The sequence below is a fragment of the Massilia sp. CMS3.1 genome (assembly GCF_051262535.1).
Classification (GTDB): Bacteria; Pseudomonadota; Gammaproteobacteria; order Burkholderiales; family Burkholderiaceae_D; genus Telluria.
The window spans coordinates 435418-458964 of record NZ_JBIMES010000001.1 but is presented as its reverse complement, the minus strand read 5'-3'; the positions used below and the strand labels follow the sequence as shown (position 1 = coordinate 458964).

At 65.1% G+C, this 23547-nt stretch carries 24 protein-coding genes; 14 read left to right on the top strand and 10 right to left on the bottom strand.

Annotation, left to right across the window (positions count from 1 at the left end; translation table 11 throughout):
* Positions 1–68: 68 nt before the first annotated feature.
* Positions 69–413, bottom strand: a complete 345-nt coding sequence (locus ACHAC9_RS01970; RefSeq protein WP_435756602.1) for a DUF5710 domain-containing protein — start codon at positions 411–413, stop codon at positions 69–71.
* Positions 414–679: 266 nt separating this feature from the next.
* Between ACHAC9_RS01970 and ACHAC9_RS01965 the strand changes: the two genes are divergently transcribed.
* Entirely contained in the window at positions 680–1429 is a 750-nt protein-coding gene (locus ACHAC9_RS01965) for a TorF family putative porin (RefSeq protein ID WP_435756600.1), read from the top strand.
* Positions 1430–1565: 136 nt separating this feature from the next.
* Here ACHAC9_RS01965 and ACHAC9_RS01960 read toward each other — a convergent pair whose 3' ends face one another.
* On the bottom strand, positions 1566–1703 hold the full coding sequence (locus ACHAC9_RS01960; protein ID WP_435756598.1) for a hypothetical protein: 138 nt from the start codon (positions 1701–1703) through the stop codon (positions 1566–1568).
* On the opposite strand from ACHAC9_RS01960, the gene ACHAC9_RS01955 reads away from it, so the two are divergent.
* From ACHAC9_RS01955 to kdpE, 6 genes are read left to right on the top strand one after another with little or no spacing between them, the layout of a single operon-like run.
* Positions 1683–1730, top strand: a complete 48-nt coding sequence (locus ACHAC9_RS01955; RefSeq protein WP_435757237.1) for a hypothetical protein — start codon at positions 1683–1685, stop codon at positions 1728–1730. The genes ACHAC9_RS01960 and ACHAC9_RS01955 overlap by 21 nt on opposite strands.
* A complete protein-coding gene (gene kdpA, locus ACHAC9_RS01950) occupies positions 1730–3535 on the top strand; it encodes a potassium-transporting ATPase subunit KdpA (protein ID WP_435756596.1) in 1806 nt (601 codons plus the stop codon). The genes ACHAC9_RS01955 and kdpA overlap by 1 nt, the downstream gene beginning before the upstream one ends.
* 24 nt (positions 3536–3559) lie before the next feature.
* A complete protein-coding gene (gene kdpB / locus ACHAC9_RS01945) occupies positions 3560–5671 on the top strand; it encodes a potassium-transporting ATPase subunit KdpB (RefSeq protein ID WP_435756594.1) in 2112 nt (703 codons plus the stop codon).
* Between the two features lie 12 nt (positions 5672–5683).
* Positions 5684–6268 (top strand): potassium-transporting ATPase subunit KdpC, encoded by a 585-nt coding sequence (kdpC, locus tag ACHAC9_RS01940; RefSeq protein ID WP_435756592.1) that lies wholly within the window; start codon positions 5684–5686, stop codon positions 6266–6268.
* 19 nt (positions 6269–6287) lie between these two features.
* Positions 6288–9005: a two-component system sensor histidine kinase KdpD gene (gene kdpD, locus ACHAC9_RS01935; protein ID WP_435756590.1), complete on the top strand. Its 2718-nt coding sequence runs from the start codon at positions 6288–6290 to the stop codon at positions 9003–9005.
* On the top strand, positions 9002–9703 hold the full coding sequence (kdpE, locus tag ACHAC9_RS01930; RefSeq protein ID WP_435756588.1) for a two-component system response regulator KdpE: 702 nt from the start codon (positions 9002–9004) through the stop codon (positions 9701–9703). Before kdpD ends, kdpE begins: the two co-directional genes overlap by 4 nt.
* A gap of 24 nt (positions 9704–9727) precedes the next feature.
* Here kdpE and ACHAC9_RS01925 read toward each other — a convergent pair whose 3' ends face one another.
* Complete coding sequence (locus ACHAC9_RS01925; protein WP_435756586.1) at positions 9728–10489, bottom strand: ZIP family metal transporter; 762 nt, start codon at positions 10487–10489, stop codon at positions 9728–9730.
* Positions 10490–10612: 123 nt separating this feature from the next.
* On the opposite strand from ACHAC9_RS01925, the gene ACHAC9_RS01920 reads away from it, so the two are divergent.
* Positions 10613–12010, top strand: coding sequence for a metallophosphoesterase (locus ACHAC9_RS01920; RefSeq protein ID WP_435756584.1), 1398 nt, complete (start codon positions 10613–10615; stop codon positions 12008–12010).
* Between the two features lie 180 nt (positions 12011–12190).
* Positions 12191–12493, top strand: coding sequence for a sensor histidine kinase (locus ACHAC9_RS01915; protein ID WP_435756582.1), 303 nt, complete (start codon positions 12191–12193; stop codon positions 12491–12493).
* On the opposite strand, the gene ACHAC9_RS01910 is transcribed toward ACHAC9_RS01915, so the two are convergent.
* A complete protein-coding gene (locus ACHAC9_RS01910) occupies positions 12426–12785 on the bottom strand; it encodes a hypothetical protein (RefSeq protein ID WP_435756580.1) in 360 nt (119 codons plus the stop codon). The genes ACHAC9_RS01915 and ACHAC9_RS01910 overlap by 68 nt on opposite strands.
* 100 nt (positions 12786–12885) lie before the next feature.
* Complete coding sequence (locus ACHAC9_RS01905) at positions 12886–13380, bottom strand: MarR family winged helix-turn-helix transcriptional regulator (RefSeq protein WP_435756578.1); 495 nt, start codon at positions 13378–13380, stop codon at positions 12886–12888.
* 118 nt (positions 13381–13498) lie between these two features.
* Here ACHAC9_RS01905 and ACHAC9_RS01900 point away from each other — a divergent pair, with 118 nt between their 5' ends.
* Positions 13499–15934: a penicillin-binding protein 1A gene (locus ACHAC9_RS01900; protein ID WP_435756576.1), complete on the top strand. Its 2436-nt coding sequence runs from the start codon at positions 13499–13501 to the stop codon at positions 15932–15934.
* A 117-nt stretch (positions 15935–16051) separates the two neighbouring features.
* Here ACHAC9_RS01900 and ACHAC9_RS01895 read toward each other — a convergent pair whose 3' ends face one another.
* Both ACHAC9_RS01895 and ACHAC9_RS01890 read right to left on the bottom strand, forming a co-directional pair.
* Positions 16052–17206, bottom strand: coding sequence for a mechanosensitive ion channel family protein (locus ACHAC9_RS01895; RefSeq protein ID WP_435756574.1), 1155 nt, complete (start codon positions 17204–17206; stop codon positions 16052–16054).
* A 183-nt stretch (positions 17207–17389) separates the two neighbouring features.
* Positions 17390–17569, bottom strand: a complete 180-nt coding sequence (locus tag ACHAC9_RS01890; protein ID WP_435756572.1) for a DUF3606 domain-containing protein — start codon at positions 17567–17569, stop codon at positions 17390–17392.
* 152 nt (positions 17570–17721) lie between these two features.
* On the opposite strand from ACHAC9_RS01890, the gene ACHAC9_RS01885 reads away from it, so the two are divergent.
* The 3 genes from ACHAC9_RS01885 (at position 17722) to ACHAC9_RS01875 (ending at position 19675) form a co-directional block, all read left to right on the top strand.
* Positions 17722–18000 carry a hypothetical protein gene (locus tag ACHAC9_RS01885; RefSeq protein ID WP_435756570.1) on the top strand — a complete coding sequence of 93 codons (279 nt, stop codon included), beginning with the start codon at positions 17722–17724 and terminating at the stop codon, positions 17998–18000.
* A 77-nt stretch (positions 18001–18077) separates the two neighbouring features.
* On the top strand, positions 18078–18395 hold the full coding sequence (locus ACHAC9_RS01880) for a thioredoxin family protein (protein WP_435756568.1): 318 nt from the start codon (positions 18078–18080) through the stop codon (positions 18393–18395).
* Positions 18392–19675 (top strand): MFS transporter, encoded by a 1284-nt coding sequence (locus tag ACHAC9_RS01875; RefSeq protein WP_435756566.1) that lies wholly within the window; start codon positions 18392–18394, stop codon positions 19673–19675. The genes ACHAC9_RS01880 and ACHAC9_RS01875 overlap by 4 nt, the downstream gene beginning before the upstream one ends.
* Positions 19676–19730: 55 nt before the next feature.
* Here ACHAC9_RS01875 and ACHAC9_RS01870 read toward each other — a convergent pair whose 3' ends face one another.
* Positions 19731–21179 (bottom strand): App1 family protein, encoded by a 1449-nt coding sequence (locus ACHAC9_RS01870; RefSeq protein WP_435756564.1) that lies wholly within the window; start codon positions 21177–21179, stop codon positions 19731–19733.
* A gap of 199 nt (positions 21180–21378) precedes the next feature.
* Between ACHAC9_RS01870 and ACHAC9_RS01865 the strand changes: the two genes are divergently transcribed.
* The gene (locus tag ACHAC9_RS01865; protein WP_435756562.1) at positions 21379–22464 is read left to right on the top strand and encodes an endonuclease/exonuclease/phosphatase family protein; all 1086 of its coding nucleotides are present in this window, start codon (positions 21379–21381) and stop codon (positions 22462–22464) included.
* A 51-nt stretch (positions 22465–22515) separates the two neighbouring features.
* Here the strand turns inward: ACHAC9_RS01865 and ACHAC9_RS01860 are convergent, their stop codons facing one another.
* Positions 22516–22710, bottom strand: a complete 195-nt coding sequence (locus tag ACHAC9_RS01860; RefSeq protein WP_435756560.1) for a hypothetical protein — start codon at positions 22708–22710, stop codon at positions 22516–22518.
* Between the two features lie 6 nt (positions 22711–22716).
* Positions 22717–23532, bottom strand: coding sequence for a DUF481 domain-containing protein (locus ACHAC9_RS01855; RefSeq protein ID WP_435756558.1), 816 nt, complete (start codon positions 23530–23532; stop codon positions 22717–22719).
* Between the last annotated feature and the right edge of the window lie 15 nt (positions 23533–23547).

Here is a 23547-nt window from a genome sequence, read left to right as displayed (position 1 = left end):
CAATAGTATAACGGCCGGGCACGCCAGATCGCGCCCGGTTCAGTAAACGAGGTGGAATTGGTACAGTGTCAGAGCCCGGCCAGCAAGCTGCGTACCGCCTGGTGCGCCTCCAGCCAGCCGCTTTCGATCAGCCTGGGGCGGCACTCGGCGCATTCCTCGAACGGGTTGCAGGCATGCGACAGCTCGACATACTTCGAGCCGATCACCGGTTTGGCGCCGTGGGCGTCGCGCGAGGATGGCGTTTTCGCCGCGCCATCGGGGTTCTCGGGCGCGCCGCCGGCGACGATCCAGCGTGCGAAGGGCGCCGTGTCCTTGCCGTCGGGGACGTACCAGCATTTGCGGGTCGGATTCCAGCGTGCGCCGAGTGTCTTGGCTTCCTCTTTTTCCGCGTAGGGGACCTTCAATAGAATCATTGCATTTCCTGCTGTTGGGGTGCAGTGCCTATTGTAATGGCTAGGCGGCGTCAGGCGCGAGCACCATGCGATCGCGGCGTGCGTTGCGACGCAGCGACATCGACCGGGCCTGGTTTTTACCCGCCGTTTACGTGGTGCGATGTCTTTTTTACAAAATCCTTATACCTCCCTTGCTAGGCTTCTGTCTGCCGAATGCGTGTTCCCGGCACAGGCACGCCCGCCATTAAATTTTCCATTTCTTTAACAAGCACCACAGAAAGACCGACATGAAATTTGCCATTCTCGCAGCAGCCTTGACGACCACATTTGCCGCCGGCAGCGCCTGCGCAGCCGAAGCCATGGCGGCCAACGACCTGAGCTTCAACGCCGCCGTCACCAGCGACTACCGCTATCGCGGCATTTCCCAGACGCGCATGCAGCCTGCGCTGCAAGGCGGCGCCGACTTCGTTCACAAGGCGTCAGGGGTCTACGCCGGCGCCTGGGCCTCGAGCATCAAATGGACGAGCGACGCCGGCGGCGACGGCGATGTCGAAATCGACCTGTACCTGGGCAAACGCGGCGAACTGTCGGCCGGCCTAGGCTACGACGTCGGCGTGCTGCGCTATGCGTATCCGTCGAACGACTTGGCAAGCGTGCCGGGCTTCGTCAATGCGAACACGACGGAAGCGTATGCACAGCTGTCCTACGGAACGGCGCTCGTGAAGTATTCGCATGCGGTGACGAACCTGTTCGGTTTCGTCGACAGCAAGGACAGCGCTTACCTCGACCTTGCGGCTAATTTGGACGCGGGCAGCGGCGTGACCGTCAACCTGCATGCCGGGCGCCAGCGCGTCGCCAATAACAGCGCGGCCAGCTACACCGACTGGAAGATCGGCGTCACGCGCGACTTCGGCGTGGTGACCGGCGCGCTGGCCTACATTGGCACGAACGCCAGCAAGAGCGCGTATGCATCGCCGGCTAACGGCAAGTTCCTCGGCAAATCGGCGCTGCTGCTCACGCTCAGCAAGACCTTCTGACGACAGCCTGGCGTCGACGTTCGTTTTTACGGCTTGTTTACGCCAGGCGCGGCAGTCTTTATAAAATTTTTACGCGGCGGGCGCTACGCTGGCCGCATCAAAACACGAAGTTCAAGAGGGATGACATGGATGCAATTTACATCGGGGCACTGGCCGCGTTTTTCGGCTTGACCTGGGCCTTTGCGGCCGGCTGCGACAAGTTGGGAGGCAAATAATGGATATCTTGTACATCGGCGCCCTGGTGGCGCTCGGCCTGCTGGGCTATCTGATCCATGCTCTCCTGAAAGCGGAGGAGCTGTGATGACCATGCACTCGCTGGCGCTGCTCGGCGCCTTCCTGGTCGTCCTGTTCGCGCTCGCATGGCCGCTGGGCCTGGTGCTGGCACGGGTGGGCGACGGCGGCGCCGTTCCAGGCATGGCCTGGATGGGGCGCGTCGAACGCCTGTTGTACAAGGCCGGCGGTGTAGCGCCCGCCAGCGGCATGAACTGGAAATCCTACGCGCTCGCCTTGCTCGTCTTTAACGGCATCGGCGCGCTGTTTGTATTTGCGCTCCAGCGCATGCAGGCCTGGCTGCCTTTCAATCCGCAGTCGCTCGCCAATGTCAGTCCGGACTCGTCCTTCAATACCGCGGTGAGTTTTGTCGCGAATACGAACTGGCAGGGTTACAGCGGCGAACAGACCATGAGCTACCTGACGCAGATGCTGGCCCTGACCGGCCAGAACTTCCTGTCGGCGGCCACCGGCATCGCGGTGGTCTTCGCACTCATCCGGGGCTTCAGCGCGCGCTCGGCCCAGACCATCGGCAATTTCTGGGTCGATCTGACGCGCTCCACGCTGTACGTGCTGTTGCCGCTGTCGCTGCTGGTCTCGATCGTGCTGATGGGGCAGGGCGTCATCCAGAATTTTTCACCCTACCAGGAAGTCCAGCTGATCGAACCTGTGACGTATTCGGTGCCGAAAACCGGCGCCGACGGCCAGCCGCTGAAAGACGCAGCGGGCGCCGCGGTCATGGAAAGCGTGACCGCGACGACCCAGACCATCGCCATGGGTCCGGTCGCTTCGCAGGAGGCGATCAAACTGATCGGCACCAACGGCGGCGGCTTTTTCAATGCCAATTCGGCGCATCCCTACGAAAATCCGACGCCGCTGTCGAACTTCGTGCAGATGCTCGCCATCTTCATCATCCCGGCGGCCCTGTGCTTCGCCTTTGGGCGCATGGTCGGCGACCGGCGCCAGGGCGTGGCGGTGCTCGCTGCGATGAGTGTGCTGTTCGTGGCCGCCACGCTGGCCGTGATGGGCGCGGAACAGTCGGTCCATCCGCAACTGGCGGCGCTCGGCGTGGACCAGGCGGCGGGCGCGTACCAGGCGGGCGGGAATATGGAGGGCAAGGAAACCCGCTTCGGCATTTCCGCGTCCAGCCTGTTCGCCGCGGTGACCACCGCTGCCTCCTGCGGCGCGGTCAATGCCATGCATGATTCGTTCACGCCGCTTGGCGGCGCCGTGCCGATGCTCCTGATGCAGCTCGGGGAAGTTGTCTTCGGGGGTGTGGGTTCCGGCCTGTACGGCATGCTGGTGTTCGCCATCCTCGCCGTGTTCATCGCCGGCCTGATGATCGGCCGCACGCCTGAATACCTGGGCAAGAAAATCCAGACTTATGAAATGAAGATGAGCTCGATCGCCATCCTGGTTACGCCGGTGCTGGTGTTGAGCGGTACCGCGATTGCCGTCATGCTTGAGGTTGGCCGCGCCGGTATCGCCAATCCCGGCGCGCACGGTTTCTCCGAGATCCTGTACGCGTTCAGCTCGGCCGCCAACAACAACGGCAGCGCCTTTGCCGGCCTGTCGGCGAATACGCCCTTCTACAACACCATGCTGGCGATCGCGATGTGGTTCGGGCGCTTTGCGGTGATCGTGCCGGTGCTGGCGATTGCCGGCGCGCTGGCCGCAAAGCCGCGGCTCGAAGCCAACCCGGGAACCATGCCGACCCACGGCCCGATTTTCGTGGGCTTGCTGGTCGGGGTAGTGCTGCTGGTCGGCGTACTGAATTACGTTCCCGCACTGGCCCTCGGCCCGGTCGTCGAACACCTGCAACTCCATACCAAGTAATAGTCGAAGCTCACGGAGTCCACGATGTCCAAATTAGAAACGCTACCCACGGTAGCAACGCCCCGCAAGGCGCTCACCCTGTTCGATGCCAGCCTGCTCTGGCCGGCGATTGTCGATGCATTCAAAAAGCTGGGGCCCCGCACGCAAGCGCGCAGCCCGGTCATGTTTGTGGTGTACGTCGGCAGTATCCTGACAACCTTCATGTACGTCCAGGCCGTTACCGGCGGGCTTGAAGCCGCGTCGAGCGGTTTCATCCTGGCGATCGCGGTCTGGCTGTGGTTCACGGTGCTGTTCGCGAACTTCGCCGAAGCGCTGGCCGAAGGCCGCAGCAAGGCCCAGGCCGCGTCGCTGCGCGGTCTCAAGGGGGCGGTCATGGCCAAGCAGCTGGCGACGCCAAAACACGGCACGCCCTGGTTGCCGGTGCCCGGTCCTGACCTGCGCAAAGGCAATACTATCCTGGTGGAAGCGGGCGACGTGATTCCGATCGACGGCGAGGTCATCGAAGGCGTGGCCTCGGTCGACGAGAGCGCCATCACGGGCGAATCGGCGCCGGTGATCCGCGAATCGGGCGGCGACTTCTCGAGCGTCACCGGCGGCACCCGGGTGCTGTCGGACTGGCTGGTGGTGCGCGTGTCGGTCAACCCCGGCGAGACTTTCCTCGACCGCATGATTTCCATGGTCGAAGGCGCCAAGCGCCAGAAGACGCCGAACGAAATCGCCCTGACGATCCTGCTGGTGGCCCTGAGCATCGTGTTCCTGGTCGTCACCGTGACCTTGCTGCCATTCTCGCTGTTCAGCGTGAGCGCCGCGGGTGCCGGGACGCCGGTCAGCGCCACGGTGCTGATCGCGCTGCTGGTCTGCCTGATCCCGACCACCATCGGCGCGCTGCTGTCCTCGATCGGCGTGGCCGGCATGAGCCGCATGATGGGCGCGAACGTGATCGCCACTTCCGGCCGGGCCGTCGAGGCCGCCGGCGACGTCGACGTCCTGCTGCTCGACAAGACCGGCACCATTACTCTCGGCAACCGCCAGGCGGCGGGCTTCTTCCCGGCGCCGGGCGTGACCGAGCAGCAGCTGGCCGACGTCGCGCAACTGGCCTCGCTGGCCGACGAAACGCCTGAAGGCCGTTCCATCGTCGTGCTGGCCAAGCAGAAGTTCAACATCCGCGAGCGCAGCATGAACACCCCGGGCGCCCCGCAGGCCGTTTTCATACCGTTCAGCGCGAATATCCGCATGAGCGGCGTCGACCTCGGCGAGCGCCAGGTACGCAAGGGCGCGGCCGAATCGGTGCGCAAGCATGTGGAAACCCTGGGCGAGGCTTATCCGGCGGCGATGGCGCGCATTGTGGACGAGGTCTCGCGCCGCGGCAGCACGCCGCTCGTGGTCGTCGACGGCGCCCGCGTGATGGGCGTCGTCGAGCTCAAGGACATCGTCAAGGGCGGCATCAAGGAACGCTTCGCCGAATTGCGCCGCATGGGCATCAAGACGGTCATGATCACGGGCGACAACAAGCTGACGGCGGCAGCGATCGCCGCCGAAGCCGGCGTCGACGATTTCCTGGCCGAGGCGACGCCGGAAGACAAGCTCAAGCTGATCCGCGACTACCAGTCGCAGGGCAGGCTGGTGGCCATGACCGGCGACGGCACCAACGACGCGCCGGCGCTGGCCCAGGCCGACGTCGCCGTAGCCATGAATTCCGGCACGCAAGCGGCCAAGGAAGCGGGCAACATGGTCGACCTCGATTCGAACCCGACCAAGCTGCTCGAGATCGTCGAGATCGGCAAGCAGATGCTGATGACGCGCGGTTCGCTGACCACGTTCTCGATCGCCAACGACATCGCCAAGTATTTCGCGATCATTCCCGCGGCCTTCGTCGGCACCTATCCGCAACTCGAAGCGCTCGACGTCATGCACCTGACCAGCCCGGACTCCGCGATCCTGTCGGCCGTGATCTTCAATGCCCTGATCATCATTCTGCTCATTCCGCTGGCACTGCGTGGTATCCAATACCGTGCCATTGGCGCTGCGGCTTTACTTCGCAGGAATATCCTGATCTATGGCGTGGGCGGACTCATCCTGCCTTTCGTCGGCATCAAACTGATCGACATGGTGTTGTCGGTCCTGAACTTTGTTTAAAGGAAGCACACTATGAAATCCACTTTGCGTCCCGCTTTCGTCCTGTTCGGCGCGCTCACGGTCGTTGTCGGCGTCCTTTATCCCGCGCTCGTCACCGGCATCGGGAAAGTCGCCTTCGCCGACAAGGCCGGCGGCAGCCTGATCGTGCAGGGCGGAAAACCGGTGGGCTCGACCCTGATCGGCCAGTCCTTCTCTTCGCCCGGCTACTTCTGGGGACGGCCGTCGGCCACAGGGCCCATGGCCAACAATGCCGGCGGCAGTTCCGGCTCCAACCAGGGGCCACTGAACCCGGCGCTGGCCGAAGCGGTCAAAGGGCGCATCGCCGCATTGCGCGCCGCCGATCCCGGCAATATCGACCCGGTGCCGGTCGACCTGGTGACGGCGTCGGCCAGCGGACTGGACCCTGAGATCAGCGTGGCGGGCGCGTACTACCAGGCCGGCCGGGTGGCGGCGGCGCGCGCATTGCCGCGCCAACAGGTCGATGCGCTGGTGGCAAGGCATACTGTCGGGAAAGTGCTGGGATTCTTAGGCGAAGCGAGGGTGAATGTGCTTGCCCTGAACCTGGCGCTCGATGGCGAGCCGCAGGCACGCCGCTGACCCTTGCCGAAAGAAGTCGATGCCCCCGAATGAACACCAGCGTCCCGACCCGGACGCGCTGCTGGCCCAGGTGCAAAGCCAGGCGCGCAAGGAGGCGCGCGGACGCTTGCGCATTTATTTCGGTGCATCGGCAGGGGTCGGCAAGACCTGGGCCATGCTGGCCGCGGCCCGCAAGCTGGAATGCGAGGGCCGCGCGCCGCTGGTCGGGGTGGTCGAAACGCACGGGCGGTTAGAGACCGCTGCCATGCTCGAAGGGCTCGAGCTGCTGCCCTTGAAACAGCTCGCCCACCGGGGCAAGACGCTTGGCGAGTTCGACCTCGACGCGGCGCTCGCACGGCGTCCCGGCCTGATCCTGGTGGACGAACTGGCGCATTCGAATGCGCCCGGTTCGCGTCACCCGAAACGCTGGCAGGATGTGGAAGAGCTGCTCGATGCCGGTATCGATGTGTTCAGCACCGTCAACGTGCAGCACCTCGACAGCATGAATGATGTCGTCGGCGGCATTACGGGCATCCGGGTAGCCGAAACGGTTCCCGATACGGTCTTCGACGCCGCCGACGAAGTGGTGCTGGTCGACCTTCCCGCCGACGAATTGCTGGCGCGCTTGAGGAGCGGCAGGGTGTATCAGGCGCCCCAGGCCGAGCGCGCCGCGAGGAATTTTTTCCGCAAAGGTAACCTGATCGCGCTGCGCGAACTCGCCCTGCGCCGCACCGCTGACCGTATCGAAGACGACGTGCGCGCCTACCGCGTCGAACAGTCAATCGACACGGTCTGGAAAACGGGCGGCGCCTTGCTTGCCTGCGTCGGCCCCCGGCCAGGCGCCGAACACGTGGTGCGCAGCACCGCGCGCCTGGCAGGGCAACTCGGCGCCGACTGGCATGCGGTGTATGTCGAAACCCCTGAATTGCAGCGCCTGCCCGCCGAACAGCGACAGAGAATACTGTTGGCCCTGAAGCTGGCAAGCGAGCTCGGCGCGTCTACCGCGGTGCTCGCCGGCCGTGACATCGGCGCGGCCATCGTCGACTACGCGCGTGAACACAACTTGTCGAAGATCGTCCTCGCGCGCGGCCACAAGACCTGGCCGTGGAGGACCCCGCATTTCCGGCGCATCACGGCCATGGCGCCCGATATCGACCTGATCGAAATCGGCGACGCCAGCCACGCGGTGGCGCAGGCGGCGGCGCCGGGGCAGGCGACACAGGCGCAGGCGATCGGCGCCGCCGGCCAAGGCTGGCTGTCCTACGCCGTCGCGGCGGCCGCCAGCCTGGCGGCGGCGCTGCTGGCGACGCCGCTGCTGCCCTATCTCGACCTGGCCAATATCGCGATGCTGTTCCTGCTGGTGGTGGTGCTGGTCGCGGTACGCCTGGGGCGGCGCGCCTCGGTGGTTTCGACCTGTGTCGGCGTCGCCTGTTTCGACTTTTTCTTTGTCCAGCCGCGTTTTTCGTTCGCCGTCTCCGACCTGCAGTACCTGATCACCTTTGCCGTCATGCTCGCTGTCGGTCTCGTCATCGGCCACCTGACTGCCGGCCTGCGCTTCCAGGCCCATGTGGCGGCGCACCGCGAAAGGCGCTCGCGCGCCCTGTACGAATTCGCGCGCGAACTCTCCGGTGCGCTGCAAACGGAGCAGATTTTCGATACGACCCGCGACTTCATCGGGCGCACCTTCCGGGCGCGCGCAATTTTGCTGGTGCCCGGCGCCGACGAGCGCCTGATCGCGCCGGAGCATGCGGGCGCTGCGGCTCCCCCCGACCTGGGTATCGCGCAATGGGCCTTCGACCATGCCGAAGCTGCCGGCCTGGGTACCGACACCTTGCCGGCAAGTTCCTTTTTTTATTTACCGCTGGTCGCGCCAATGCGCACGCGCGGCGTGCTGGCGATCGAACCGGAGCAGCAGCGCTGGATCCTGATCCCGGAACAGCGCCAGCAGCTCGATACCTTTGCCGCCCTGGCGGCGATTGCCCTCGAGCGCGTGCATTACATCGAGGTTGCGCAGGGCGCGCTGGTGAACATGGAGACGGAACGCTTGCGTAATTCCCTGCTGGCGGCGCTCTCGCACGACTTGCGTACGCCGCTGACGCTGCTGGTGGGCCTGTCGGAATCCCTGACGCGCTCGAAGCCGGCACTGGTTCCCGGGCAGCTGGAGATGGCGCAGGGCCTGCATGACGAAGCCCTGCGCATGAGTGCGCTGGTAGCGAATCTGCTCGACATGGCGCGCCTGCAGAGCGGACAGGTCAAGCTCAATCGAGAATGGCAGGCACTCGAGGAAGCCGTCGGCACGGCCTTGCGCCTGACGGCGGCCCCGCTGGACAACCATCTGGTCACGACCAGCATCCCCGCCGATTTTCCGCTCCTGCAATTCGACGCCGTCCTGCTCGAGCGGGTCCTGTGCAATTTGCTGGAAAACGCCGCGAAATATACGCCGCCGGGTTCCAGGATCGACGTGTCCGCGGCTTTGCGCGGCGCCTGGGCGAGCTTGACGGTGGCTGACAATGGTCCGGGCGTCGCGCCTGGGCGGGAAGAGGAAATGTTCGAGAAATTCACGCGCGGAGAGCGCGAGGCCGCGAGAAGCGGCGTCGGCCTCGGCCTGGCGATCTGCCGCGCCATCGTCGAGGCGCATGGCGGCACGATCGGCTACGTCCGCTCGTCGCTTGGCGGCGCCGCATTCGTGATCGCTTTACCTTTGGGACAGCCGCCCACGGCCTTCGAACCGGACATGGAAACAAGGAACAATGTATGAATGACACCGCGCCGCTCGCGCTGCTGGTGGAAGACGAGCCCCAGATCCGCCGTTTCGTGCGTGCCGCCCTCGAGGAAGAAGGCTGGCACGTGCATGAGGCTGCCAGTGTCCAGCGCGGCCTCATTGATGCCGGCACGCGCAGCCCGGACCTGGTCATCCTCGACCTGGGTTTACCCGATGGGGACGGGATCGACTTCATCAAGGACGTGCGCACATGGTCCACCGTGCCGGTCATCGTGCTGTCGGCGCGTACGGGAGAGGCCGACAAGATCATGGCGCTCGACGCCGGCGCCGACGATTACCTGACCAAACCGTTCAGCGTCGGCGAACTGCAGGCCAGGGTGCGCGCGACCTTGCGCCGCCAGCGCCAGCCCGACATCGAGAATGCGGGGCTGGTGCACTTCGGCGACGTGGCCGTCGACCTGAAAGACCGGCGCGTCACGAAAGGTGGCGCGGGTGTGCACCTGACGCCGACCGAATACCGTCTTCTTGCGGTCATGGTGGGGAGCGCGGGGAGGGTACTGACCAATCCACAATTGCTGCGCTCGGTATGGGGGCCTTCGCATGTCGAGGACGGCCACTATCTGCGGATCTACATGGGACACTTGCGCCACAAGCTCGAAGACGACCCGGCCCAGCCGCGCTATCTCCTGACCGAAACCGGCGTCGGGTACAGGCTCCTGACCGCGACCGGCTGAGAATGCGCCGGTCGGCTCATTGCATCACCCGCCCAACTTGCTCAGCGCAAACGCCGCGAGAAAACCGAGTACCGTGATCATGCCCGCGAAATCATGGGCCTCCTCAAACGCTTCGGGAATCATGGTATCGGCCAGCATCGCCAGGATCGCGCCGGCCGCCACCGCCGTGGTGGCGGCGACAGTGGCCGGCGAAACGCCCTCGAACAGGGTGTAGCCGGCCAGCGCCGACAGGCCGGAGGCGAGCGCGATCGCGCCCCAGATGCCGAAGATGTAGCGCCCGCTGCGGCCCGCCTTTTTCATCCCGGCGGCGCTCGACAAGCCTTCCGGTATGTTCGAGAGAAAGATCGCCGATACCGCCACCATGCTGACCTTGCTGCCGCCCAGCATCGACAGGCCGATCACGATCGACTCCGGAATCCCGTCGAGCAGGGCGCCGACCGCGATCGCGCGTCCGCTGCCGCCGTGTTCTTCTTCGCTGGGTTGGCAGCCGGAACGCTTGCGGTGGCGTGCGCCGCGGTGGGCCAGCCACCAGTTGACCAGCGTGTAGGCCAGCGCGCCGCCCAAAAAGCCAAGCGCCGTCGCCTGGAAGCCGCCGATGCGAAAGGCCTCGTCCATCAGCTCGAAGGAGAGAGCGGAAATGAGCACGCCGCTGCCGAAGGCCATGAATCCCGCCACCAGCCGCGCCGGCACCTGGAAACGGTAGCCGACCACGGCCCCGATCAGGAGCGCCCCGCCCGCCACCAATCCCCATCCTCCCGCCTGCAGCCACATCGGTACCTGTTCCATCGTATCCTTTCGTTTCCCGGAATGGTAAGCCAGCGCGCGAAACGGCCGCGTTCGCCTGCTCGGGCTTGCAACAAAGCTGACATACTGGCGTGATACATTCGCCACTTTTTCATGGAGAAGCGCATGACACCGTTCCCCTCGACCCGGATGGCCAGACTGCTTCCAGCCCTGCTGCTGGCCGGCTGCGCCAGCATGGTGAGCGACCCCGGCCCGGAGGACGTCGCCTTCGTCGTGCTCGGCGAGAACGGAGAAGCGACCGCGCGCCTGATCACGGCCGCGCCAGGCTGTCCGCCCTTGACGGTCGACAACCGGGCCATGCCGATGCGCGTGCGGGTGCCGACGTCGAGCGTCCCGGCGCGCCCTGGCCAGCCGCATGTGCCGCCCTCGAGCGCGATGCTCACCTGCGAAGCCCCGATCGCCGCCGGCAGCGTGACCGCCAGCGTGGCGGGCCTGCCGTTGCCGGTGCCAAAGAGCGCGCCACGGCGCATCGTCGTCATCGGCGACACCGGCTGCCGCCTGAAGGGAAAGGAGGCGCAGGCCTGCAATGACCCTGCGCGCTACCCGTTCGCGCGGGTGGCCGCGCGCGCCGCCGCCTTCGAGCCGGACCTGGTGATCCACGTCGGCGACTACCATTACCGCGAAGACCCGTGCCCGGCGAACCAGCCCGGCTGCGCCGGCAGTCCCTACGGTTACGGCTACGACGCCTGGGCCGCCGACTTCTTCACTCCGGCCCGCAAACTGTTCGCGGCGGCGCCCTGGGTGCTGGCGCGCGGCAACCACGAAAGCTGCACGCGCGCGGGGCAGGGCTGGTGGCGCTGGCTCGATCCGCGCCCCTACCAGGACGGGCGCGATTGCGATCTGCCCGCGAACGACGCGCTTGGCGAACACAGCGACCCGTATGCCGTGCCGCTCGGCGCAAACGCCCAGCTGATTGTCTTTGACACCGCCAACACCAGCTGGAAGGGCTTGCCGAAGACCGACCCGCGGCGCGCCGTGTATGCCGACAGCCTCCGCAAGATCGAGGTGCTGGCACGCCAGGCGCGTTACAACATTGGCGTCGATCATCACCCGCTGTTCGGGTTTGGCGCCAACCGCGACGCGAAAACGGGCGCGGTGACGCTGTTCGGCGGCGACGCCGGCCTGCTCGATGCGTTCGGCGACGTCGATCCGCTCTACCTGCCCTCGTCGATCGGCATGCTGCTCTCGGGGCACGTCCACCTGTGGCAGCAGCTCAGCTTCGCCAGCCCCCATCCGACCCAATTCGTGGCGGGCTTTTCGGGCACGCTCGAGGATACGGTCCCGCTGCCGGCCATGCCGCCACCGGGCAGGACACCGGCACCCGGCGCCATCGTCGAGAACATGAGTTCGTGGATCGACGGCTTCGGCTTCATGACCATGGAGCGCACCGGACCCGACGCTTGGCTGGTGAAGGTCTGGGACCTCGATGGGCGCGAGCGCAACAGCTGTCGGGTAGAGGGCAGGAAGTCGCGCTGTGCGGTCGCTCAGGTTGACGGTAAATGAAAGGCTGCGTCGACCTACCGGCATCATATGCCACGTTTCGATTGGGTCCCGCGGCTACTTCTGCTCTATCAAATGTGAGATCATGCGATAAAGTTCCATTGCAATATTGATCACACTGCTGGCGCATGCACTGCGCAATCCGCTGTCGCCCATCAGCTGAACTGTCCTCCCGACCCGACATTGGTCCAGGCGGACAAGAAGCGGCTGGTGCAGGTACTGACCAATCTGCTGAAGAATTCGGCCAAATATACGCCCGAATGGGGACATATCCGCCTGACGATGGCGCCCCATGACGCCCAGGTGGTGATCACGGTGGCCGACGACGGCATGGGCCTGGCGCTCGTGAAAATCCTGGTCGAACTACACGACGGGAAAGTAGCCTGCGCAAGCGATGGCCTGGGTAGGGGATGCCAGTTTACCGTGTCCTTGCCGCGTCATCGCGGGATGGAAAAAGAGGAACATCTGGGAACACTGCTGACTTAGGCTTTGCGCCGCGCGTGCTGTAGCCGTCCGTTGCGCCACCGTACGGCTCGTCGGTCAAGTCGCCGACCCAGGGTTTCAGATCCAGATTCAATGGGGCGGGGCCGCCGGCGCCCCCGTCGTTTTGGGCTGCCATCTGGTGTGCCTGGGCCAGCGCGATGCGGGCCAGTGTCTCGGCCGGATCTTTTCGTTGACACAGTGCGGCGGCGCTGGCGGCATTGAACGTAAACACGCGCAACCCGGAATGGGCGCCGTCGAATTTGATCTGGACGGTTCCGGTTGCATCCATGCTCATGCATGTTTCCACCGTGCCGCGCCCCAGGCGAGACGACAGGAAATTCCTGATTGGGCCTGGCATAGGTTTCCGATCGATCGATTGGGTTGGAATGTTCACGCTAGATCTGCGCCAGCGGTACCTGTGCGGCGCTTTCGTCCGCGGCCAGCAGGGTAATCAAACGCGCCAGGTCGGCCTCGAGCCGCTGCAGGGTCGCTTGGTCCAGGCTCGACAGTGCGTCCGGCAGCACGCCGGCAAACGGCATCGGCGCGCGTGCGAGCAGTGCGTCGGCCGCGGGCTGGGCACGCAAAGCGACGCCGCGCCTGTCGGAACCGTCGCGCGCGGCCGAAATCAGCCCGCGCTGCGTGAGCGTGCGCACCAGGTTGCTGGCGGTGGATTGGTGGATGTCGAGCGAGCGCGCCAGTTCGGTCACGCCGATGCCCGGCATCTGGGAGATCACCGACAGTGCCCACAACTGGGCGCCACCCAGGCCGGCTTCGCGTTCGACCTGGCGAAAATGGGTCTTGACGGAGTTGAAGACGATCCGGAACTGGCGCAGGACGCGGGTTGCCGGCTCAGGGTCAGGCGCTTCTGTAGGGGGCAATTGTGAAGACATTGTGACATCATAGCGGAAAGTGCAAGCCACGGCGAGGGGCGTCGCCGCCGCGCGGCGTGAATGGACGGCCGGGTCGGCTATACTTGGCGCACAAGGAAACAATTGAGCAAGGACACAAGTGGATCAGGACGAGAAGCTGGATAACGGCATTCGGCAGCAGGCCAGGGAATTATTTGGCAGCGCAGGGGGCAGGGCGAAGGCAGGCGTGCGCCAGGCGCATGGTTTCATCAAAGGCCGGCCGCGCCACCAGCAGGTGCTGCTGGTCGGGATGCTGTCGTTCGCGGCCCTGGTGGCGGCCCTGATTGTTTACCTGATCATCCTGATTCCGCTCACGCCCGGCATCGACGACTTGAAGCAGGTCAGCAGCGCGCGCCCGACCCGGATTCTGTCCGCCGACGGCAAGGAGCTCGGCACCTTCGAGCAAGGCCTGCAGGAGCGCATCAAACTGTCGCAGGTGTCGCCACATGTGGTCAAGGCCCTGATTTCGACCGAAGACCATCGCTTCTACGATCACCACGGGGTCGACTTCACGCGCATCGCCGGCGCCCTGCTGGCCAGCCTGAAGGGCGATGCCCAGGGCGGCTCGACCATCACCCAGCAACTGGCGCGCAACATGTTCCCGCAAGAGATCGGGCGCGCGCGCAGCATCAACCGAAAGCTGAAGGAACTGATCACCGCGATCAAGATCGAGAACACCTACAGCAAGACCGAGATTCTGGAGGCTTACCTGAACACGGTGCCTTTCCTGTACAACGCCTACGGCATCGAGATGGCGGCCCGCACCTATTTCGACAAGCCGGCATTGAAGCTGGACGTGCTCGAGTCGGCGACCCTGGTCGGCATGCTGAAGGGGACCTACTACTACAACCCGGTAAGCAGCCCGGAGCGCTCGCTCGCGCGCCGCAACGTCGTGCTCGGGCAGATGTTCAAGCATGGCGCGTTCAATGAAGCGCGCCTCAAGGCACTTACAAAGCGCCCACTGCGCCTGGACTTCGAGCGCCAGGCCGAGCGCAGCGGCCGCGACAACCATTTCACCGCCCATGTGCGCAAATGGCTGCTCGAATGGGCCGCCGAGAATGACTACGACCTGGCCCTCGACGGCCTGGTCGTGCAGACCACGCTCGACGCCGACCTGCAGGCAGCGGCGCTGCGCGCGGTCGAGAAGCAGGCGGGCGCGCTGCAGGCGGTGGCCGACGTCGAGTGGGCCAATCCGGGCCTGCCTGGCTCGACGTCGATCGGCACCTACACCTCGATGCGCACTGGCGTGGCCCCGTTCTCGTATTACTGGCGTACGCACGGCGCCCAGCTCGACGCCTTCGTGCGCGAGACGCCGGATTACCGCAAAGCGGTCGAGGGCGGCGAAGCGCCGGCTGCGGCCCTGAAACGCATCAAGCTCGATCGTGACTTCATGCGTAAACTGCGCGAGTCGAAAGCGCGCCTGGAAGCGGGCTTCGTCGCCATCGATCCGATGAGCGGCGAGGTCAAGGCTTGGGTCGGCAGCCGCGATTTCGCGCGCGACCAGTTCGACCATGTGTCCCAGGCCACGCGCCAGCCGGGCTCCACCTTCAAGCCCTTCGTCTATGGAGCGGCGCTGGAGAACGGCATCTCGCCCGAGCAGCCGTATGTGGATGCGGTGATGGATATCCGCGCCGCCGACGGCACCGTCTGGCGCCCGACCGACATGTCGGGCACCTCCGGGCGCCAAATGACGATGCGCGATGGCCTGGTGTACTCGAAGAACACGATCACGGCCCAGGTGATGCGCGACGTCGGCCTGCCGCCGGTCATCAAGCTGGCGCAGAACCTCGGTATCCGCGAGAGCAAACTCGCTGCCGTCCCGTCGCTGGCCCTGGGCACCAGTCCCGTGACCCTGCTCGAGATGGTCAGCAGCTACGCCACCATCGCAGCCCAGGGCGAATACCGCAAACCCGTGTTCGTGCGGCGGATCACGGACCGGGACGGCAACGTCATCGCCGACTTCGCCAACGTCGCCCCCGAACGCGCGATGTCGCAGGCGTCGAGCGTGGCCCTGATCGACATGATGCGCGGGGTCGTCAACCGCGGCACCGGAACGGGCGTGCGCTATCGCTTCGGCATCAACGGCGACGTCGCCGGCAAGACCGGTACCACGCAGAACAATGCCGACGGCTGGTTCATCCTGATGCACCCGAACCTGGTGACCGGGGCCTGGGTCGGCTTCAACGACAACCGCGTGACGATGCGCTCGAGCTACTGGGGCCAGGGCGGCCACAATGCGCTGCTGCTGGTGGGCGACTTCTTGCGCAGCGCGCTCGATTCCGGCAAGATCGACCGCGCCGCCATGTTCCCTGGCGGGCGTCCGGCGGCCCCTCGACAGGTGCAGGAAGAAGCGCCGGAAGAGGAATTCATCGAGCCGGGCGACATGATCGAAGGCATGCCGCCGGATGAACCGCAGCTGCAGCCCCAGATGGAAGAGGAAGAAGAGCCGATCGAGGACGAGGCCGAGGAAGTGATCGATGCGCCGATGGAGGGCGTGCCGCCACCACCGCCCCCGCCGTCGACGCAGTTCGATTGAGGGGTACGGTGGGCACATGTGCCCACGTTGGGCGTCCCGCCTGTGAACGCGCCGGGCAGCTTGCTTGATCCCTGGTAGCTGGTCTGACCATCGACATGGGAAGCGAGGCGTGGAAAATCAAGCCCCTTTCGGCAGGCTGCGCAGGGATGCGGCATGGCGTGCCTGGCGCGGATCGGCGCGGTCCTGCGCTACGTCGGGCGCGCCGGCTTCGACCACTTCCTGCAGCAGCAGTTGCTGGGCGCGCGGCGCGGTCGAGATGCCAAGGTCGGCAAACATCTGCATCGAGGCCAGGATGATGGCTTGCTGGGTGTTCATGAACAGCTCGTAGTCGGAATCGAGTACGGTATAAACGATTTCCCACTCGATGTAGTCCTGCGTGTATTTGGCGAGATGGGCCCGGTCGAAGCGCACCTTCTCATGGCGTTCGAAGAACGCAGCCACGGCGGTGGGCACTTTCGCCGCCAGCGAGGCCGGCGTGTCCGGATGGGCGCGCAAGTTGAAGACGATGCGGCGCGTGACCATGCGCTTGAAGTTCGACACCGTGTCCTTGAGCAGCTCGGCGTTCGAGACGATGATCTGCTCGCCGCTCTGGGCCCGCAGACGGGTCGTCTTCAGGCCCACCTTTTCGACCGTGCCCGAGGTGTCGGGCGTCGAGATGAAGTCGCCTACCTCGAACGGCTTGTCGATGGCGATCGAAAGCGAGGCGAACAAATCGCCGAGCACGTTCTGGACCGCCAGCGCAATGGCGATGCCGCCGATGCCGAGGCTGGCGACAAAGGTCGAGATGTTGATCCCGAGGTTGGCGAGCAGGGCCAGCGCGAAAATCACCCAGACACTGGTCTGCAGCACCCAGATGATGAGGGTATGGGCGACGGTGACCTGGGCGTCGGCCGCGGCCTGGCCATGGGCCTGGAAATAACGCCTGGCCGTGACCTTGATCGCGCTGTGAAGATAGATCGCCAGCTGCAGGCCGACGGTCAGGAACCACAGGTGGCTGACGCGCGTATTCCAGGGCACCGGCAGGTCGAGGGCGGACAGTCCGATCAGGATACTGGTGGCGAACACGACCAGGTTGCTCGTGCGGGCGAGGGTTTTCTTCAGTACTTCGGCCACCGGGCGGTGCGCCGATTCGTCGCTCAATGTATCGAGGCGGCGCCGGAACAAAGCCAGCACGCCATGGACGGCGATGAAGCTGACCGCGGCCAGGGCCAGTGCGAACAGTACATTCGGCAGCGTGAGGTCGAGGGACGCAATGAAGGCGCGGATATCCACTGTGGGCTCCTTTTTTTTTATGGAAGAGGGGGCGCAAGGGCGCGTGACATACCCGGCGGTGTTCGGCGGCAGGGCATGCGGGCTTGGTTCAACCCGGGAAAATCGACAGCGGGATGGCCGCGACGTGCTTGCGCGGCGCAGGGGTGCACGCGTGGCGTGCCCCCCCTGCGGCAAACGGAACGCTTACTTGCCCTTCAGGTGCTCGCGCACGGCGTTGGCGGATACGCCGACGTCGGAGACTGCTTTTTCCAGCTCCTCGCGCGTCACGCCCAGGGCTTCGGTCCAGTAACGGACTTCCCACTCTTCGTGCACATTGATACGGCTACGGTCCTGTTGACCGGATTTTTGCAGGTTGTCGGACATGATGGGGCTCCTATTGACGAGTTGGGAATGAATATGACATCGCACTCCCCACGCGTCCGTTAAGCATTTCACGTTGAACATGAATTGCTCAAGTGCAGCACTACCGTAAAAAGTTCCCGCTCGTCAGCGTCCTCCTTTGATCCAAGTCAGCCATGGGTGATTTCTTGCCCCTCGACGCCGCCCGCATCGCGCTGGTCGACAAGGACCTGGGAACGGTCGACGAAGGGAAACTCGCCGACCTGATCGTGGTGCGCGGCGACCCCTTGACCGACCTGCGCGCGGCAGCCGACGTGCGGCTGGTGGTCAAGAACGGGCGCGTGTACACCCAGGACGAGATCCTGGCGCCGGCGCGCACGAGGCGGAAGTGGGCGGGCACGCGCATTGAGAACCGGGGGCCGGGCGCAAGCATGGGCGCGCCTGGCCCAGCTTGAGTTAACGCAAGAAGTTGTTGGCTGCTCTCCGATGTTTCGGGTACGCTTGTCTCATCGGCACTATTGAGGAGTCACCAATGTCTTATACAAGTTCCCAGCCCGAGCGCAGCGCGGTCGACGCGCTGCCCGGCCTCGTCGCACTCGACTTCGGCACCGACTGGTGTGGCTATTGCCGCGCCGGCGAGCCCGTCATCGCAAACGCGCTGAAGGACTATCCGGATGCGCAGCACATCCAGGTCGAGGACGGCCCCGGCCGGCCGCTCGGCCGCTCGTTCAAGGTCAAGCTGTGGCCGACCGTCGTGGTCCTGAAGGACGGCGTCGAGGTCGCCCGCGTGACCCGCCCGGACACGAGCGACGAAGTACGCGATGCGCTGTCGAAGGCGGTGAGCGCATGAAGCCGCCAGCCAATAAAACGCGTACCGTCCTGTTTGCCAGTCTGATCGGCACCACGATCGAATTTTTCGACTTCTACATATACGCCACCGCCGCCGTGCTGGTGTTCCCGAAACTGTTCTTCCCGGCGGCCGACCCGGCCGCCGCCGTCCTGCAATCCTTCGCCACGTTTGCGATCGCCTTCTTCGCGCGTCCGATCGGCTCGGCCGTGTTCGGCCACTTCGGCGACCGCATCGGCAGGAAAGCCACGCTGGTGGCGGCCCTCCTGACGATGGGCATCTCGACCATCCTGATCGGCATGCTGCCGACCTATGCCGCGATCGGCACCATGGCGCCCTTGCTGCTCGCGCTGTGCCGCTTCGGCCAGGGCCTTGGCCTGGGCGGCGAATGGGGCGGGGCGGTGCTGCTCGCGACCGAAAACGCGCCGCCGGGCAAGCGCGCCTGGTACGGCATGTTCCCGCAACTGGGTGCGCCGATCGGCTTCTTCCTGTCGGGCAGCGTGTTCCTGCTGCTGACCCAGTCGCTCACCGAAGAACAGTTCTTCTCGTGGGGCTGGCGCGTGCCCTTCCTCTCGAGCGCACTGCTGGTCGCGGTCGGCCTGTACGTACGCCTGAAAATCCACGAGACGCCGGACTTCCAGGCCGTGATCGACAAGGGCGAGCGCGTCAAGGTGCCGGTCGTGACCGTGTTCAAGGACCATGGCCGGGCGCTGGTGCTGGGCACCCTGATGGCGACCTCGACTTTCGTCCTGTTCTACCTGCTCACCGTGTTCGCGCTCTCCTGGGGCACGACCGGCCTTGGCTACTCGCGCACCGAATTCCTGGTGCTGCAGCTGGGCGCCGTGATCTTCTTCGGCCTGTTGATTCCGCCGTCGGCGCTGATCGCCGACCGCTTCGGGCGCCGTGCGGCGATGATCGGAGTGACGGTGGCGATCATGGTCTTCGGCCTGTTCTTCGGTTCGCTCTTCGTTGCCAACAACCTGTTCGCGGTCGGCCTGTTCCTGGTGATCGGCCTCAGTTTGATGGGACTGACCTACGGACCGCTCGGCACGCTGCTCGCCGAACTGTTCCCGCCCGAGGTGCGCTATACCGGCTCCTCGCTGACCTTCAACCTGGCCGGCATCCTGGGTGCCTCGCTGGCGCCGTATGCGGCGACCTGGCTGGCGACGAGGCACGGGATCGAGTACGTGGGCTACTACCTGGCCGGTGCGGCCTTGCTCAGTTTGGTCGCGTTGATGCTGGTGAGGGGCGAGGGGCGGCGGACTGGGGTGTCGCTGGTGTGATTCTTTAGGATATGCGAGCGTCCTGGGGGCTGTTCCGGGACGTTCGACAGCCCCACTACACCGACGGCAACAAGCTGTCATCTTCCTTCTTGTCCGAACGCACCCCCGCCAGCCGGTCGACCCTGATCAGTCCCTCGGCCGCCGCGTGCGATGCTGCGAACACGCTGTCGGGCGCCAGGATCAGCTGGGTGCCGGTGGTGCTCACTTCCTCGATCAGCCGGTCGAGCGCATCGATGCGCATCGGATCGGGGTTCACATTGCGGATGTAGATCATGCGCACCTGTTTCGGATGGCGGCGCACGATCTCGGTATAGATTTCCGGGTCCTTCTCGCCGCTGTCGCCGATCAGCACGAACGGCATGTCCGGGTACAAGCCGAGGATCAGCTCGATCTTGTCGAGCTTGTGGCTGCCGTGGTTGGTTGGCTTGAGGACGTCGCGCAGGCCCAGTTCGCGCAACAGCAGGGGCCCGACCGGAATGCCTTGCAGACGCAGGAAATCGACCAGGAAGCCGAACAGGTGCCAGGGGCTGCTCGATACGTAGAACAGCGGGTTGTCCTCATTGCCGCCAGCGCCGTCGCGCAGCGCGCGGTAGAACGCGGCCACGCCCTTGAAGGGTTTGCGCGTATGGGCGTTGGTGCGCGCCAGCATCAAGGCCATGTTCAACTTGTTCGTGACATTCGTCCACAGCACTGTGTCGTCGATGTCGCTGATGATGCCGAAGCGGGCGCTGGGGGCCGGCACGAAGGCCTCGCTTGACGCGCGGATCGGGGCGCCGTCCGCGCCCATCCAGTCGGGCAGTTCGAGTTCGACGAGGTGCGTACCGCCAGCCAGGGGCGTTGTCGATTCGATGTCGAACGAAAAGTAGCCACCGCCGTCGGTCACGGTTTCCCAATTGCGCCCGCCGAAGTGCGCCAGCACGCGTGCGCCGGCGACCTGGTCCGATTCCAGCCGGTGGTAGAGCGCGACCAGGTTGCTCCAGCTACTGTCCTGCCCGGTCTGTTCGCGGAAACTCGCTTCATCGAGCACGCGGCCCTTGATCCAGAGTCTTTGTGCATTGCCGAAGCCGAGATAGGGCAGCACCAGCAGCGGCCGGTCGCCGCCCCCACCGCGCAGGCGGCGCAGCGCCCCGCTGGCGAACTGTCCGGCCCGGCTTGCGATGCGCTCGTGCAGCGCGGCTTGCTCCGGCGCGGCGTCGAAGGCGGCTGTATCCGGCAGCGGGTCGACGGCGGGTACGCGTTCCGGGTGCTCGATCCAGAGCCGGCCGGGTGGCAAGCCCGCGGCCAGCAGCACCTGTTCGAACTGGCCGGACAAGTCGAACGGAAGCGCTTGCGGCAGCAGGTGCACGCGCGCGCCGCCTTCCTGCAGCCGGGCGATGTCCGGTTCGGTCGCAACGCCCGGGTTGAGGTAAAAGGCGGCGCCGGCGTACTGAACACGGGCGTTGATGTCGGCAAAGCCGGCGCGGGTCAAGATCAAAAAGGCAGTCTCGGGGCTGGATGTGGTCATTGGTCTGGGTCGTCAGGGCAAGGATTCAGGCGTGCAGTATCGCGTATCTGGTCGATTTGCCAACGCACGGCTGACCGGGCCCGGCATTCGAGCGATGCGCTGTGCACGCTAGCGCACAGTCCCCTTCCCATTTACGAGGCATACTACGCTTATTGCCTGCTTGTAATTAATTACCGAACTGCCCTCAGGACCCATCACCATGTCTTTTCTCATCATCGCAACGCTGGTCGTGCTGATTGTGATCGCAACCCTCGTGCCGCTTTCGCGCCACACTGAATGGTGGGTGCGCGACCTCGACTTTCCCCGGCTGCAGATCGCGGTTCTCGCGCTCGGCGTGCTGGCGGCCGAAGCATGCTTCCTCGATATGGGAGAGCGCGAGTCGCCGTTCCTGGTCATCATCACCGTCCTGTGTCTCGCCTACCAGGCATGGTGGATCATTCCCTACACCCGGCCCTTTCGCAACGAGGTCAAGCTGGCCGTCGGCTCGGCACCGGGCGACCGGATTCGCATCCTGACCGCCAATGTCCTGACCCCGAACCGCAACACCGACGCCTTGATCGGCTTGATTCGCGAACACACGCCGCACGTGTTCGTCACGCTGGAGACGGACCAGTGGTGGCAGGACCGCCTCGATGTACTCGAGCCCGACTACCCGTACTCGATGAAGTGCCCGCTCGACAACCTGTACGGCATGCACGTGTATTCGAAGCTGCCGCTCGAGGATGGGAAAATCCAGTTCCTGGTCGAGGAGGATATCCCGTCGATGCATGCGATGACCGTGCTGCCTTCGGGGCGCAAGGTGCGCATGCACTTCCTGCACCCGGCCCCGCCCAGTCCGACCGAGCACGATGAATCGACCGAGCGCGACGCCGAATTGCTGGTGGTGGCGAAGAGCGTCGCCGGCCTGGATACGCCGGTGATCGTCGCCGGCGACCTGAACGATGTCGCGTGGTCGACCACGACGCGGCTGTTCCGCAAGATCAGTGGCCTGCTCGACCCGCGCATCGGCCGCGGCATGTTCAACACCTTCCACGCCGATCACTGGTTCCTGCGCTGGCCACTCGACCATATTTTCCACAGCCACCACTTCACGCTCGGCTTCATCCGCCGCCTGCCGCATTTTGGCTCGGACCACTTTCCGGTGCTGGTGGAGCTGGTCTATGACGCCGTACGCGGCGCCGAACAGGAAGGCTTGACGGCCGATGCAGACGACAAAAAGCTGGCCGAAGAGAAGATCGCCGCCGAGCCGGTGACCGAGGACGACGTACACGAGCCGCAGGCATGAAGCCCGGCGGCGCCCGCTCAGGGGCGCTTGTTCAGCAAGGGAAGGGCGGCGTCAGGATTCGTGCCTGAATTCCGGCGCCGGCAGCGGGTGGCGCCGCTCGCCGGGGCGGGTCAGCACACGGTGCGCGGTCTCGAAAGACACGCCCATGCCGGCCATCGTGCGGGCGGCAGAGGCGCCGCCGGCGGCATGGGTTTGAAGCGCCGCATCGATCAGCAGCGCGGTCTTGTAGTCGGTTCGCCGGTCCATGCGGCGTCAGAACGAATACACCAGCGTCAGCGACGTCTGGGTGTCAAGGTTCTTTTTGTCGGACGGCACATTGGTATCGTTGCGGGCGGAGAAAGCTGCCTTCATCTGCATCGTGTCGTTGATCTTGGTGGACAGGGCCGACTCGGCGATCGAGTGCACGTTCGAGGTGCCGCGCTCGACACTCACCGTTTGCATGAATGCCGCCGACGGGCTCACCTGCCAGCGAAAGCGCGCGGCGCCGCGCACCGTCATGCCGCTCTCCGTTTCGCCGGTCTCGCGCTGGCCGTTGAAATAGCCCGGGCCGATTTCGACGTCGAGTGCCTTGTCGTCGGTGGTGTAGAGCTGGGAGCCGTGGCCGACGGCGAACGAGGAATAGCGCGTATAGGCGCCGAACTTGTCGTTCACGTGCGAACCGAGCACGAATGCGCGCGAACCTTCGTTCATCAGCTTGTAGGCCGCCTTGGCCGACAGCGCCCAGCGCTCGGCCGAGCGCTGACGGTAGCGCTCGCCGTCATCGTCGGTGATCTCGTCTTCCTTGAAGAAGCCGCTGACAATGTACTCGCGGCTCCAGTCCCGTGTTTCGTGGCGGGCGTCGATCTTGCCGCTGATCGAGGTGCCGGTCGTGTTGCCGGAGGTGTTGATCGCGCCCAGTTCCGCCGAGGTGAACCAGCTGCCGTCGGGGATCGTATCGGGACGGTTCACGCTCAGGCCATTGTGGATGCTGCCGATTTGCGGCAAGTCGTCGGCAGCGCCATCAAGTGCTAAAGCGGGGCTGTGCGCCAGGCCGAGAAGCGCGAGCGCCGGTAACAGGAATGGTTTCATATCGGCGCTGATTGT